This window comes from Sinorhizobium fredii USDA 257 (assembly GCF_000265205.3).
Classification (GTDB): domain Bacteria; phylum Pseudomonadota; class Alphaproteobacteria; order Rhizobiales; family Rhizobiaceae; genus Sinorhizobium; species Sinorhizobium fredii_B.
Window position 1 is genome coordinate 3,333,415 of record NC_018000.1, and the last position, 13,266, is coordinate 3,346,680.

Annotated in this window: 11 protein-coding genes; 8 read left to right on the forward strand and 3 right to left on the reverse strand. The window is 62.2% G+C overall.

The genetic code is table 11. The annotated features are described in order from the left end of the window. The 3 genes from USDA257_RS15455 to USDA257_RS15465 all read right to left on the reverse strand — a co-directional run bounded on the left by USDA257_RS15455 (position 1) and on the right by USDA257_RS15465 (position 3,058). Positions 1 to 846, reverse strand: a complete 846-nt coding sequence (locus USDA257_RS15455) for a carbohydrate ABC transporter permease (RefSeq protein WP_014763914.1) — start codon at positions 844 to 846, stop codon at positions 1 to 3. Next, positions 846 to 1,727: a carbohydrate ABC transporter permease gene (locus USDA257_RS15460; RefSeq protein WP_014763915.1), complete on the reverse strand. Its 882-nt coding sequence runs from the start codon at positions 1,725 to 1,727 to the stop codon at positions 846 to 848. Before USDA257_RS15460 ends, USDA257_RS15455 begins: the two co-directional genes overlap by 1 nt. Positions 1,728 to 1,819: 92 nt before the next feature. Then, complete coding sequence (locus USDA257_RS15465; protein WP_014763916.1) at positions 1,820 to 3,058, reverse strand: extracellular solute-binding protein; 1,239 nt, start codon at positions 3,056 to 3,058, stop codon at positions 1,820 to 1,822. 228 nt (positions 3,059 to 3,286) lie between these two features. Here USDA257_RS15465 and USDA257_RS15470 point away from each other — a divergent pair, with 228 nt between their 5' ends. The 8 genes from USDA257_RS15470 (at position 3,287) to USDA257_RS15505 (ending at position 13,080) form a co-directional block, all read left to right on the forward strand. After that, positions 3,287 to 4,516: an ROK family transcriptional regulator gene (locus USDA257_RS15470; RefSeq protein ID WP_014763917.1), complete on the forward strand. Its 1,230-nt coding sequence runs from the start codon at positions 3,287 to 3,289 to the stop codon at positions 4,514 to 4,516. 189 nt (positions 4,517 to 4,705) lie between these two features. Continuing rightward, a complete protein-coding gene (gene cysD / locus USDA257_RS15475; RefSeq protein WP_014763919.1) occupies positions 4,706 to 5,605 on the forward strand; it encodes a sulfate adenylyltransferase subunit CysD in 900 nt (299 codons plus the stop codon). Then, positions 5,605 to 7,506 (forward strand): sulfate adenylyltransferase subunit CysN, encoded by a 1,902-nt coding sequence (gene cysN, locus USDA257_RS15480; protein ID WP_014763920.1) that lies wholly within the window; start codon positions 5,605 to 5,607, stop codon positions 7,504 to 7,506. The genes cysD and cysN overlap by 1 nt, the downstream gene beginning before the upstream one ends. After that, entirely contained in the window at positions 7,503 to 8,309 is an 807-nt protein-coding gene (cysQ, locus tag USDA257_RS15485) for a 3'(2'),5'-bisphosphate nucleotidase CysQ (RefSeq protein ID WP_014763921.1), read from the forward strand. The genes cysN and cysQ overlap by 4 nt, the downstream gene beginning before the upstream one ends. Before the next feature lie 36 nt (positions 8,310 to 8,345). After that, the gene (gene asnB / locus USDA257_RS15490; RefSeq protein ID WP_014763922.1) at positions 8,346 to 10,307 is read left to right on the forward strand and encodes an asparagine synthase (glutamine-hydrolyzing); all 1,962 of its coding nucleotides are present in this window, start codon (positions 8,346 to 8,348) and stop codon (positions 10,305 to 10,307) included. Positions 10,308 to 10,348: 41 nt separating this feature from the next. Then, a complete protein-coding gene (locus USDA257_RS15495) occupies positions 10,349 to 11,089 on the forward strand; it encodes a PHP domain-containing protein (RefSeq protein ID WP_048657488.1) in 741 nt (246 codons plus the stop codon). Continuing rightward, positions 11,086 to 12,078: an ATP-grasp domain-containing protein gene (locus tag USDA257_RS15500; RefSeq protein WP_014763924.1), complete on the forward strand. Its 993-nt coding sequence runs from the start codon at positions 11,086 to 11,088 to the stop codon at positions 12,076 to 12,078. Before USDA257_RS15495 ends, USDA257_RS15500 begins: the two co-directional genes overlap by 4 nt. Positions 12,079 to 12,093: 15 nt before the next feature. After that, entirely contained in the window at positions 12,094 to 13,080 is a 987-nt protein-coding gene (locus tag USDA257_RS15505) for an NAD-dependent epimerase/dehydratase family protein (protein ID WP_014763925.1), read from the forward strand. Positions 13,081 to 13,266 lie beyond the last annotated feature (186 nt).

Genomic DNA, 13,266 nt, shown 5'->3' on the forward strand with positions numbered 1-13,266 from the left:
TCATCCCTTTACGCCACCACTTGTCAGCCCGGAAATCAGGGCGCGTTGCATGACAAGGCCGATCAGCACCGGGGGCAGGGCGGCGAGCACCCCGGCGGTTGCGATCAGCCCGTAATCGGAAACACGGCCGCCGGCGAGATCGGCAATGGCGACGGTCAAGGTCTTGGCGCGCAGATCGGAGGTGAAGAGCAGCGCGTAGAAGAACTCATCCCAGGCAAGCAGGAAGGCGAAGAGCGCCGAGGTTGCCATGACGGGGGCGGCGAGCGGCAGCGTCAGCAGCCGCAGGATCTGATCGAGCCGCGCGCCGTCTATCATTGCGGCGCTCTCGATCTCCCTCGGTATGGCATCGAAGCCGGATTTCAGGAGCCAGGTGGTGAAGGGTGCGAGAATCGTCAGGTAGACGAGCGCCAGCCCGAAGACCGAATTGAGCAGACCGAAATAGGCAAGGCCCATATAGAGCGGCACGGCAAGCGCCACCGGCGGCAGCATATAGGTGGCGATCACCGCGTAGAGCGACCAGGAGACGGCAGGCGTCCGCGACACCGCCCAGGCAGCCGGGATGGCGACCACGATCGCGGCGAGCGTTGCCATGGCGGCGACCTGCAGGCTGTTCATCAGCGAGGCGATGAAGGCGCCGCCGGCGCTGTTTTCGACCGCCGACAGCAGGATGCGATAGCGGGAGAGGTCGATTTCGCTCGGCCACCAGGCGAGCGGCTTGGCGCTGAGGTCGGCGGCCGGCGAAATGCTCATGACGAAGAGCCAGACGACCGGCGCCAGGATCACGGCAGCGAGAAGCAGGGCGCTCGCATAGACGAAGGCGGTGAAGAGCGGGCTCTGGCGTTCCATCACGAAGCTCCTGCTGCCCTGCGGAGCAGTGCGGCATAGGCGGCTGCAAGAACTGTCACGAGCAGGGTGACGATCAGCGCCAGCGACGCGCCGGAACCTGCCCGCTGGAAGGAGAAGGCTTCCTGGTAGACGAGGATCGACAGCGTGCGCGTGCTATTAGCCGGTCCGCCGCGCGTCATCACCCAGATGATGTCGAACACCTTGAAAGCCTCGATGGTGCGTAGCACCAACGCCACCAGCAGGGGGCCAGCCAGGTACGGCATGATGACGAAGCGGAAACGATTGAAAGCACCGGCACCGTCGACGAGCGCCGCGGCAGTGATTTCGCGCGGAACGGCCTGGAGGGCGGCCAGTGCGATGAGCGCCACCAGCGGAAAATTCTTCCAGCAGTCCGCGACGATGAGGGCGGTGAGCGCCGAACCCGGTTCGCCGAGCCAGGAGCGATAGCTGTCGATCAGGCCGAACTGGGTGAGCGCCGCGTTGAGCGCGCCATACTCCGGATTGTAGATCAGCCGCCACAACGTTGCATTGACCACCGTCGGCAACGCCCAGGGCAGGATCATCAGAGCCCGGAGCGCCGTTCGGCCGCGGAACCGCTGATTGAGGAGGAGGGCGGCAAGAACGCCGAGCACCATCTCGGCGGCGACCGACACGACGGCGAACCAGGTCGTCGTAACGAGCGCCCTTCGGAAGTTCGAGCCGGTCACTATTCGCTCGTAATTGTCGAAGCCTACGAAGCTTCCCGCGGTGCCGACGAGCTTCGCGTCAGTGAAGGAAAGCCGGACCGTGTCGACGAGCGGCCAGCCGATCACGCCGATCATCACCACGAGCAGAGGCAGCATCAGCAGCCACGCGCGCGTCGAAATCCAGGTGCCGGACATGGTTGAACCTTTACCGCTCTCGGGTCGGATTGGTGAGACTCGAGATCACATGGCCCCGGACGCGGTGCGTTCGGGGCCCAGATCCGTTTGCTTCAGAGGCCGCTGTTTTCGGCGGCGGTCTTCAGCGCATCTTCCGGCGAAGCCTGGCCGAGCAGCGCTTCCTGGATCGCCTGCTGCAGCGCAGTCGAGAGCTCTTGATATTTCGGCGTGGTCGGCCGCGGATACATGGCGGCAAGCCCGCGCTTGGCCGCGGCGATCAGCTCTTCCTGCCCCTTGGTCACGCTGGGGTCCTCATAAGACGAGGCCCAGATCGGCAGGCTGAGCTTTGCATAGGCGTTCTGCGTTTCCTGCGAGGTCATGTGGACGATATATTTCCACGCCTCTTCCGGATGCTTGCTGGTTGTGGTGATGCCGAGCCCCATGGATCCGTTGACGGCAGAAACCTCGCTCTTGCCGGTGACGCCCGGAGCGGGCACGACGCCGACCTTGCCGGCCACCTTGCTCTCCTTGGGATCATTGGCGAGATTGTACATGTAGGTCCAGTTGAGCGCGAAAGCAGCTTCGCCGTTCTGGAACACCTTGCGCACATCCTCCTCTAGGAATTCCTTCGAATTCGGATTGGTGAGACCGGAGGTGTAGCTCGTCACCATGTAGTTCAGAGCGTCGAGGCCGCCACCGGTCGTGAAGGCGGGCTTGCCGCCGTCGAGAAACTTGCCGCCATAGGCGCTGACCAGTGTCGTGTAGTCGCAGATCGCCGCTTCCGCCTGCGACCAGCTCCAGGCGATCGGCGTCTGGAGGAGCCCCTTGTCCTTGATCGCCTTCGCCTGTTCGGCAAGCTCTTCCCAGGTCTTCGGCGGCGCCTTGATGCCTGCCTTTTCGAGGATTTCCTTGTTGTAGAAGAGGTATTTGGTGTCGAGGATCCATGGCATGCCGTAGCGCTTGCCGTCGTACTCGACCGTCGTCCAGGCGCCCGGCAGGATGCCCTTGTTCATCTCGTCCGTGACGCGCTCGGTGACATCGACGAGCACCTTGTTGCTGGCATATTCCGCTGGCCAGATCACGTCGAACAGGACGACGTCGTAGCCGCCGCCCGAGCCCTGCGCCAGGACCGTCTTGTCATGCAGGCCCTCGTAGGGCACGAATTCGAGATTGATCTTCACGTCCGGATTGGCCTTGGTGAAAGCCTCCGTCATGGCACGCACATCGGCTTCGCTGTAGGCCGCCTGCGCCATGAACAGCGCATTGAGGGTCGTTTCCGCGTGGGCCTGGCCCGCTAACGTGACGCCGAGAAGTGTCGCACCGAGTAAAACATTGCGTGTGGATTTCAACATTGCTGCCTCCAAAGCTGATCGTTCCAGTCTGCGGGGCGCGCCCAACGGCGTGCCGGATGCGAGAATCCGTCGCGCGTCGCGACGGTCGTCGAGAACTCGATCGAAGCGTTTGCGGCGCTGACTGGCCGCTATCGTCGTTCCCCGAGGTTCTAGCGACCTCTCATTAAGTCAATTGTCTTGACTTATTTCTTGTTCAATATTCTAGATGTGTCAAGCGGGATTTGTGGGATGAACGAGATGCGCCCGATCCGGGCCAAGAGCGGCACCAATCAGGAGGGCGCGAGTGCCCACAATAGGCGCGTCATGATCGACGCACTCCGAGTAAACGGGCAATTGTCGCGGGCCGACCTGGCGCGCGCGACCGCACTCACCAAGCAGGCTGTGTCCAACATCATCGAGGAACTCGAGCGCGACGGGCTGGTCGTCTCGCTCGCCGCCGTGCGCAAGGGACGCGGACAGCCTTCGACCCCCTATCGGCTGGTGCCGGAAGGCGCCTTTGCCATCGGCCTGCAGATCGATCGACATGTGACGCGGACGATCGCGGTGGACCTCGTCGGCGCCGTGCTTGCGCGGGGAGAGGCGAACCTGCCCGCCGGTGGACCGGAGAGGGGGACCGAGACCATCCTCTCGCTGATCGAAAAGACCCGGCGAGAGCTGGCCGGGGTAGCGTCGCAGTCGCGCGACCGTCTCGTCGGGCTCGGCGTGGCGATGCCCGGCCCCTTCGGCATCGATACCGATCCGGACGACCCCTGGATGATGGCACTCTGGCAACGCTTCCCGCTATCGGAAGCCTTGGCAATCGGAACGGGTCTCGACGTGCGCTTGCAAAACGATGCGGCCGCGGCGGCGACGGCCGAAAAGATGGTCGGGGCGGCCCATGGCCTGGATCAGGCGATCTGCATCTATGTCGGCTACGGGATTGGCGCCGGCCTGATCCTCGACGGAGAACTGTACCGCGGTGCCAACGGCAATGCCGGCGAAATCGGCATGATCCTCAGCAGGCCGCGACATGGAACCGAAGCTCAGCGGGCGCCGCTCGAGCATCGGGCGTCGATCGCCTCGCTCTGCAAGATTCTGGATCTCGACCCGGCCGATCCCGACCATTACCGGCAGCTCGACGATATCGCAGCGGCATCGGACGCCAGAATTGCCGATTGGATCGCCGAAGCCGCCTTTGAGCTAAGGGGCGCCGTGCAGATCCTCGAGACGATCTTCGATCCGCAGACGATCGTGCTCTGCGGAGGCATGCCGCCAGGGCTCGCCCGCCAGCTCATCGACGCCATTCATCCGTTGCTGCCGTCGATTGCCGAACGGCGGATGCGAAGCGCGCCGCGTCTTCAGCTTGGCTTCACCGATCCCTGGGCAGTGGCGATCGGCGCAGCGGCGGAGCCGATCGGCCGGACCTTCGACCCTCGTTTCTCCGCCATTCTGAAGACCAGATCGGTCGGTCCCATCTGACCGGGAACGGCTGCGATCGTCTTGTTACTTGAAATGTTAGTGATATAGCGCTTAAATGTCGCCTTTCAGTGGGGCAAATTTCGACCGCCCTGCGATTGCTGAGAAACACCCGATCGTTTTTTACGGGTTGCGCATTCGACAAATGCATAGAGAAAAGTTTCTTTTTTCAAAAGTCAGAGGGGTTGCGGCATGTCTCTTGCCAACCTTCGGCGACTTGAAGCTGAAGCCATTCATGTCCTTCGAGAAGTAGTCGCGACATTTTCGAACCCGGTCGTCCTTTATTCGATCGGAAAGGATTCGTCCGTGCTCTTGCATCTGGCCATGAAGGCGTTCTTCCCGGCAAAGCCGCCATTTCCTTTCCTGCATGTGGACACGAGGTGGAAATTCCGGGAGATGATCAAGTTTCGCGATCGCATGGCGCGGGAACTCGGATTCAACCTTCTCGTCCATACCAACCAGGATGGCGTCGACCAGGGCATCGGTCCCTTCACGCATGGGTCCAACCTGCACACCCATGTCATGAAGACGATCGCGCTCAGGCAAGCGCTCGAGAAATACGGCTTCGACGCGGCGCTCGCCGGAGCGCGGCGGGACGAAGAAAAGTCGCGGGCCAAGGAGCGCATGTTTTCGATCCGTAACGCGCAGCATGGATGGGACCCGAAGCGCCAGCGTCCCGAGATGTGGAAGACCTATAACACGCGCGTCGGCGCCGGCGAGACGATGCGGGTGTTTCCGCTGTCCAACTGGACCGAATTCGACATCTGGCAATACATCCTTCAGGAAAGCATCCCGATCGTGCAGCTTTATTTCGCTGCGCCCCGACCGATCGTGCAGCGCGACGGCATGCTCATCATGGTCGACGACGAGCGTATGCCGCTCGATCCGGGCGAAGAGGTGGCGGACCGGATGGTTCGCTTCCGGACGCTCGGTTGTTATCCGCTGACCGGCGCAATCGACTCCGAGGCTGCCACGGTTCCGGACATATTGCGGGAGATGTTGACGGTGCGCACCTCCGAGCGGCTGAGTCGGCTGATCGACACGGACGAGGCCGGTGCGATGGAGAAGAAGAAGCGCGAGGGGTACTTCTGATGTCGTATCTTCAATCGGTGCCGCCACATGACCTGGAAGCGCACCTGGCCGATCACGACAGCAAGTCGGTCCTCCGATTCATCACCTGCGGCTCCGTCGACGATGGCAAATCGACGCTTATCGGGCGCTTGCTCGTCGACGCCAAGCTGATCTTCGAGGACCAATTGACGAATCTCGGGCGCGTCGGTTCTCAGGCCGCCGCCAACGGCGAGGAAATCGACCTTGCCTTGCTGCTCGACGGGCTCGAGGCGGAGCGCGAGCAGGGCATCACCATCGACGTCGCCTACCGCTATTTCGCCACATCGAAGCGAAAATTCATCGTCGCCGACACGCCCGGCCACGAGGAATATACGCGCAACATGGTAACCGGCGCTTCGACGGCGGATTTGGCCGTCATCCTTATAGACAGCCGCCAGGGCATTCTCCAGCAGACCCGGCGCCATTCCTATATCGCCTCGCTGCTCGGCATCCGCCACATCATTTTGGCCGTCAACAAGTTCGATCTCGTCGAGTTCCGTCAATCGGTCTTCGACGAGATCGCCCGCGACTACCGAGCTTTTGCGAAAAAGCTGGGCTTTGTCAGCATCCAGCCGATTCCCATCTCCGCGCGGTTCGGCGACAACGTCATTTCGGCATCGCAGAACACACCCTGGTACAAGGGGCCGTCGCTCCTCGAATACCTCGAGACGGTGCAGCTCGATCCGCCCGAAGCGGAGAGGTCTTTCCGCTTTCCGGTTCAACTGGTCATGCGCCCCAATGCGGATTTCCGCGGCTATGCCGGGCAGGTCGCTTCCGGGAGGATTTCGGTCGGCGAGCCGGTCGTCGTCGCGAAATCCGGGCAACGATCGACGGTCAAGGCGATTGTGTCGTTCGACGGCAATCTGGCCACTGCGGCGGAGGGCGAGGCCGTGACGCTCGTCCTGGCCGATGAGGTCGACGCCTCGCGCGGCAACATGCTGGTGGCACCCGCCTCGAGGCCCTTCGTGGCGGACCAGTTCCAGGCCCATGTCATCTGGTTCGACGCCAATCCCATGCTTCCCGGGCGCAGCTACATCCTGCGCACCGAGACCGACAGCGTCAGCGCAACGGTCACGGCGCTCAAGCATCAGGTGAATATCAACAGCTTTACCCGCGAGGCGGCCAAATCCTTGCAGATGAACGAGGTGGGCGTCTGCAACATCTCGACCCAGGCACCGATCGCCTTCGACGCCTACAAGGACAACAGGGCGACCGGCAATTTCATCTTCGTCGATCGGGTGACCAACGCGACGGTCGGCGCCGGCATGATCGATTTCCCGCTCAGGCGCGCCGACAACGTGCATTGGCAGGCGACCGATGTGAACAAGGGCGCGCGTGCGGCGATGAAGAGCCAGCGCCCCGCCGTGCTGTGGTTCACCGGGCTTTCCGGCTCGGGCAAGTCGACAATTGCCAATGCGCTCGACAGGCTCCTGCATGCCCGCGGCAAGCACACCTACATGCTCGACGGCGACAATGTGCGCCACGGGCTCAACCGGGACCTTGGCTTCACCGAAGCCGATCGCGTCGAAAACATCCGTCGCATCGCGGAGGTCGCCAAGCTGATGGCCGATGCCGGGCTGATCGTGCTTGTGTCCTTCATCTCGCCGTTCCGCGGCGAACGCCGCATGGCGCGCGAGCTGATGGAGGAGGGCGAGTTCATCGAAATTTTCGTCGACACACCGCTCGAAGAATGCGCGCGGCGTGATCCGAAAGGGCTTTACGAGAAGGCTCTCGCCGGCAAGATCGCGAACTTTACCGGCGTCTCCTCGCCCTACGAAGTGCCGGAGAACCCGGAACTGCATCTGAATACGGTCGAAGAGGACCCGATTGCGCTGGCGTTGAAAATCGAGGCATTCCTCGACAGACAGATGGAGGACAAATGACGCCCCTTTGCGAACTGTTCGAGCGCATCGCGCTCGAGGCCGGCGCGTCGATCCTCGCCGTCTACGAGGCGGGCCCGACTGTCTGCTTCAAGGATGATTGTTCGCCCGTGACCGAGGCGGATGAGCGGGCCGAAGCAATCATTCTCGACAGGTTGGCGGCAGCTTTCCCGCATATTCCGGTCGTCGCCGAGGAGGCCGTCGCCTCCGGCCGCGTCCCCGATATCAGCTGTGGCAGGTTCTTCCTGGTTGATCCGCTCGACGGAACGAAGGAATTCATCAACCGGCGCGATGACTTCACTGTCAATATCGCCTTGATCGAGGGTAATGTCCCTGTTGCCGGCATCGTCTACGCGCCGGCGCAGCGCTGCGCCTACGTCGCCGACAGGGACAGGGCGGAGAAGCTTGTCTTCGGCACCGGCACTGCGGTCGGGCATCGGCAGGCGATACGGGTTCGGGCGCGCGGTCCGGTGATGACCGCCGTCGCCAGCCGCTCGCACAACAGCTTGGAGACCGAGGCGTTTCTCGCCGGTCACGGCGTGACGGATTACACCTCCGTCGGCTCGTCGCTTAAATTCTGCCTGCTCGCCGAAGGCAGGGCGGATGTCTATCCCCGCTTCGGCCGCACGATGGAATGGGATACGGCGGCGGGCAATGCGGTGCTCAACGCCGCCGGCGGATCGGTTGTCCGGCTGGACGGTTCTCGCCTCCTTTACGGCAAGATGAAGCAACTGGACGACAGCGATTTCGCAAATCCGCATTTCGTGGCCTGGGCGGACATGTCTCCGGTTTTGGCGGCTCTTTAGTCAGCGGTTCGCTGCAAACCGCCAAAGGAATTTCTCATGTGTGGAATTGCCGGCCAGATAGGTTATGCGCAGCACGGTCGGGAGGAAGTGGCGCAGATCCTGACGCACATGACGGACGCGCTCGCTCACCGCGGGCCCGACGCGTCGGATACCTGGCTCGATCGCGAGGGCTGTGTAGGGCTCGGACACCGCCGCCTGTCCATCATTGACCTCTCCCCCACGGGTGCCCAGCCTATGCATTCAAGCAGCGGCCGCTACTCCATCGTCTTCAACGGCGAGGTCTACGGGTTCCTTGGCTTGCGGGCCGCATTGGAGGAGCAGGGCGCTCGCTTTCGCGGCCACTCCGATACCGAAGTGCTCCTGGAGGCGATCGAGACTTACGGTCTGGAAGGTGCATTGCAGCGCTGCAACGGCATGTTCGCCTTTGCGCTTTACGACAGCGCCACGCGAAATATCATTTTCGCTCGTGACCGTATAGGAAAGAAGCCGCTGTATATCGGCGTATCCAAGAGTGGCATTGCCTTCGGCTCCGAGCTGAAAAGCATCAGGGCGCATCCGTCCTTCCGCTCCGTTGAAGTAGACCCCCAGGCGGCCACGCTTTTCTTGCGACACGGCTACGTGCCAACGCCTTATTCGATCTACCGCGGCGTCTTCAAGCTTCCGCATGGCTCTTGGCTGAGCCTCTCGGTCGACACTCCGCCGGCGTCGGCGTCGGCCGCCCTGAGCGGAGTCAAGAGCTATTGGGATGCTTTCGAGGCTGTGGAACGAGGCTATGAGCAACGGATCGAATGCCCCGACGAAGCCTTGGACGCGCTCGACGCCGAATTGAAACGGGCGGTGAGCGAGCGCCTTGTCTCCGACGTGCCGGTGGGAGCCCTCCTTTCCAGCGGCGTCGACTCTTCCCTGGTGTCGGCCGTTATGCAGGAAGTTTCGACCTCGCGTGTAGAGACCTATACCGTGCGCTTCCTGGAGGAGCAGTATAACGAGGCGGATCTCGCGTCAGGCATCGCCAGGCAGCTCGGCACCGATCATACGGAGATCACGGCAGAACCCGACACGGCACTGCGCATGGTCACCGAGTTGCCGGATGTGTATGACGAGCCCTTCGCCGATCCTTCACAGATTCCGGCGCTGCTTGTATCGAAGCTGGCGCGAAGAACCGTAACGGTGGCACTCTCGGGTGATGGCGGCGACGAGTTCTTCGGCGGCTACAAACGCTATCGGCAAATGCTCGCCTTCGACCGGCTGGCGAGGAAAACGCCTGCCGTTGCCCTGCGGGCGGCAAGGCACGCGCCTCACTGGGTGCTGGAATTTGCTGCCGCGGCGGCTCGCTATGCGGGGCCGTCTTCGCTTCAGGACGAAGTGACCGGCAAACGGCTAAGAAGACTTGCCGAGCTCCTGGAGATCGAGGATCCGGACGCCCGCTACCTGGACTTTCGCTCGCTCTGGCCACATCCGGCCGACGTCGTGCTCGGCGGAGCAGAGCCTCCGACCGCAATGACCTCGAAGCGGATACCGGCTTGCCTGGGCGCAGTCGACAGAATGATGTACCGCGACATGGTCGACTATCTGCCCGACGACATCCTCGTGAAGATGGATCGAGCTTCGATGGCGGTGGGCCTGGAGATGCGGGCTCCGTTGCTCGATTACCGCTTCGTCGAACTGGCCTGGCGCGCGCCAAGGGCGTTGTGTTTTGCCGAAGCTCCGAGCAAGCCCGCGCTGCGCAAGCTCTTGTCCCGGAGGCTGCCGGAACAATTCATAAGTCTTTCAAAACGCGGATTCGGCGTTCCCGTCAATGCTTGGTTGCGCGGACCGCTGCGTGCCTGGGCGGAAGAGATGCTGTCGCCGTCTCGCCTGCAGCGTGATGGAATCTTCCGCGCCGAGCCGATCGTCAGTCGCTGGAAGGCACATCTTGCCGACCGCCGCGACTGGGGTCCGCAGTTGTGGGCGGTGCTGATGTTCAACTTGTGGCACGACCGCTGGGTGCGCCCCGACTGATGGAAACAGAAGGAAGCTTATCAAAGGGCGCAATGAAAAGCATGGAACCGCAACGAAAGACGGATAGCGGCAAGCCTGTGTTCTCCCGTTTTCGGGATCTCAGTCGCGAGCAACTGAATGTGGAACTCCAGGTCCATACCAACTGGACCGATGGGGAGGCGACGGTGCTCGAGGTGCTGCAAACCGCCAAAAAACGCGGCCTCGCCGAGCTCGCCTTCACGGAGCATGTCCGAGAAGACACGTCCTGGTTTCCCGATTTCAAGGCCGAGATCCTTTCGGCTGTGGATGGCTTCGGCGATATGTGCGTCTATGTCGGTTGCGAGACGAAAGCCATGGACGACGATGGACGGTTGGATGTGTCGCAGTCCGTGCTCGACGCCTGCGATATCGTTCTTGGCGTCGTCCACCGCCTGCCGGACGGGCAGGGCGGCTATCTCGATTTCAAGCAATTGTCATTCGAGGAGACGGCCGAAATCGAATTCCGGCTGTCAATAGGCATGATTGCGAACGCGCCGATCGACGTGCTCGGACATCCGGGTGGGATGAGCCTGAGGCGATACGGCCGGTTTCCGGAGAATTACTTTCGCACGCTGATGACGGCGACGCTCGAGCGGGGGATCGCCATCGAGATCAACTCCTCGTACCTGGTCGATATGTCTGGATTCTTGGCGTTGTGCGACGAAATCAATCCATTTGTTTCGATCGGTTCCGATGCGCACAAGCTCAGCGAGTTGGGCCGTTGCCGGGACAGGCTTGTTGAACTGGGGGTAGGGCTGACATGAAGGTCTTCATCACGGGCGGGGGCGCCCTCCTTGGACAGGGCATCATTCGCGCATTGCGGCGCTCCACGCTTCGAGCGACCATAATCGTGGGGGACCCGAGCCCGCTCTCGGCCGGGCTCTACTGGGGCGATGCCGCCTATCTTGTTCCGATGGCGAAGGACCCGGAATATCTGGACAGGCTGGGCGACCTGCTGCGAGCGGAGCGGCCCGACATCCTCATTCCCGGAACCGACGTGGAATTGCCGATCCTTTCAGCCAACCGCGAAGCGATCGAGAGGACCTACGGAACCAAGGTGATCATCAGTTACCCATCTGTCGTATCCATCGCCAACGACAAGTGGCTTACCTCCGAGTTCCTCCGGGAACGCGGACTGGGCTTCGTTCCCTCCTGCCTGCCAGGCGATGAGGAGGCGCTCATCGAAGAGTGCGGCTTTCCGCTTATCGTCAAACCGAGGATCGGCGCCAGGTCGATCGGCTTTGGCATCGTCCGCGATCGAGACCAGCTAAGGCGCGCAATAGCCGAGCAGCCCGGCATCGTCATACAGAAATATGTCGGCTCCGATGCGACCGAATACACTGCCGGCACACTTACCTTCGACGGGAAATGTCGCGCGACGATCGTCATGCGCCGGGATCTACGCGACGGCAATACCTACCGCGCCTTTGCTGAGCCGTTTCCGGCCCTCAACGCGGCAATGGCGCAGGCGGCAGACGCCCTCGGCGCCTACGGGCCTGCAAATTTCCAGTTCCGCCTCGACGACGACGTTCCCAGGATCTTCGAGATCAATGCGCGGTTTTCGGGTACGACCGGGGTGAGGATCCATGCTGGCTTCAATGAAGTGGAGATGTGCATCCGGCGTTTGCTGTTCGGCGAACCGGTCGTTCAGCCGGAAATCACGCCCGTAACCATATTGCGGCACTGGTCGGAAACAGTGGTCAGACCCGGCGAACTGGTCACCGCCCCCGCTCGTCTTGAAGAGAAAGCCTGAGGGAAGAGATCGGCCGTGAGTCCAAAGGAACTGGTGATAACTGGCGCGACGGGCTTTATCGGGGCGAGACTCATTGAGCATGCACTTGCACGAGACTACGCCGTCACGGCGCTTGTGCGCGATCCAGAGCGGGTGCCGGCGCGCAAGCATACGCGCTTGCGCATTGAGCAGTGGTCGATCGGCGAGCCACTTCCGTCGATAAGGCAAGCGGAGGCGCTTCTTCATCTCGCAGCCTTTATTCCTGCCGACCTCAGCGATGCCCATCAGGCCGCCAAGTGTTTCGAACTCAACACGAACGGAGCGCTGCAGGTTGCGATGGATGCCGCCTCGCAGGATGTTCAGCAGTTCGTCTACTTTGGATCGGGGCAGGTGTACACGCCCGCCCCCGAGCCGGCCACGGAGACGAGTCCCGCCTTTCCCGTCAATCGCGCCAGCTACTATCTGTCGAGCAAGCTCTCGGCGGAGATTTGCCTGCTCGCCTTCGGAAAAGCGAAGGGGATGCCCGTGACGGTCCTTCGCCCCGCATCGGTCTACGGTCCCGGCATGCACGGCAAAGGCATGGTGACAGCGTTCATCCGCGCGCTTGCTTGCGGACAGCCCGTGATTATTCGCGATGGGGGCGCCTACCGCGTTGATCTCGTCTATGTCGACGACGTGGTTTCACTGGCTCTCGAAGCCGTCGCAGCCGAAAGGGAGGGCGTGTTCAACGCGGGCAGCGGGCAGGCCTGCACGTCGCTGGAGGCGGCCCGTATCATTGCCGAGGTGATTGGAGCGGACCCCTCCCTGATCAAAGTGGAGGGTGAAGACAGGGACGCAGCGGCGGCGGGCTTTGCGGCGCTGAATGTCGCCAGGGCCGCCGAGCAATTGGCCTACACGCCGCGCGCGTTCCGCCACGGCATCGAGGCATGGAAAGCAGAGACCGGGCTTGGGGACCTTCAGAGCGCGAGCGGGCAGATCAATACTGCCTCGCGAACGGAGGCCGGGACCGCAGTGAGGCCCTAAACAGCAACAGGAGGTCGCCACCCTTTAACTTATTTTTGCTGGCAAGCACGTTGCCTTGAAGAGGACATCGCGTTGAAAGTACGCCAAGCAACACTAAGGGCGAACAAAGCAGGATTATGCGTATATTCCGGCCGCTCGGCGGAAGGCCCTCGTTGACGCACATGCGGATTTGATCAGGCGCGCTCG

Bases quoted from the DNA above. Each gene is read 5' to 3' on its own strand.
- USDA257_RS15455 (WP_014763914.1), bottom strand. From the start codon at position 846: ATGGAACGCCAGAGCCCGCTCTTCACCGCCTTCGTCTATGCGAGCGCC.
- USDA257_RS15460 (WP_014763915.1), bottom strand. From the start codon at position 1,727: ATGTCCGGCACCTGGATTTCGACGCGCGCGTGGCTGCTGATGCTGCCT.
- USDA257_RS15465 (WP_014763916.1), bottom strand. From the start codon at position 3,058: ATGTTGAAATCCACACGCAATGTTTTACTCGGTGCGACACTTCTCGGC.
- USDA257_RS15470 (WP_014763917.1), top strand. From the start codon at position 3,287: ATGAACGAGATGCGCCCGATCCGGGCCAAGAGCGGCACCAATCAGGAG.
- cysD (WP_014763919.1), top strand. From the start codon at position 4,706: ATGTCTCTTGCCAACCTTCGGCGACTTGAAGCTGAAGCCATTCATGTC.
- cysN (WP_014763920.1), top strand. From the start codon at position 5,605: ATGTCGTATCTTCAATCGGTGCCGCCACATGACCTGGAAGCGCACCTG.
- cysQ (WP_014763921.1), top strand. From the start codon at position 7,503: ATGACGCCCCTTTGCGAACTGTTCGAGCGCATCGCGCTCGAGGCCGGC.
- asnB (WP_014763922.1), top strand. From the start codon at position 8,346: ATGTGTGGAATTGCCGGCCAGATAGGTTATGCGCAGCACGGTCGGGAG.
- USDA257_RS15495 (WP_048657488.1), top strand. From the start codon at position 10,349: ATGGAACCGCAACGAAAGACGGATAGCGGCAAGCCTGTGTTCTCCCGT.
- USDA257_RS15500 (WP_014763924.1), top strand. From the start codon at position 11,086: ATGAAGGTCTTCATCACGGGCGGGGGCGCCCTCCTTGGACAGGGCATC.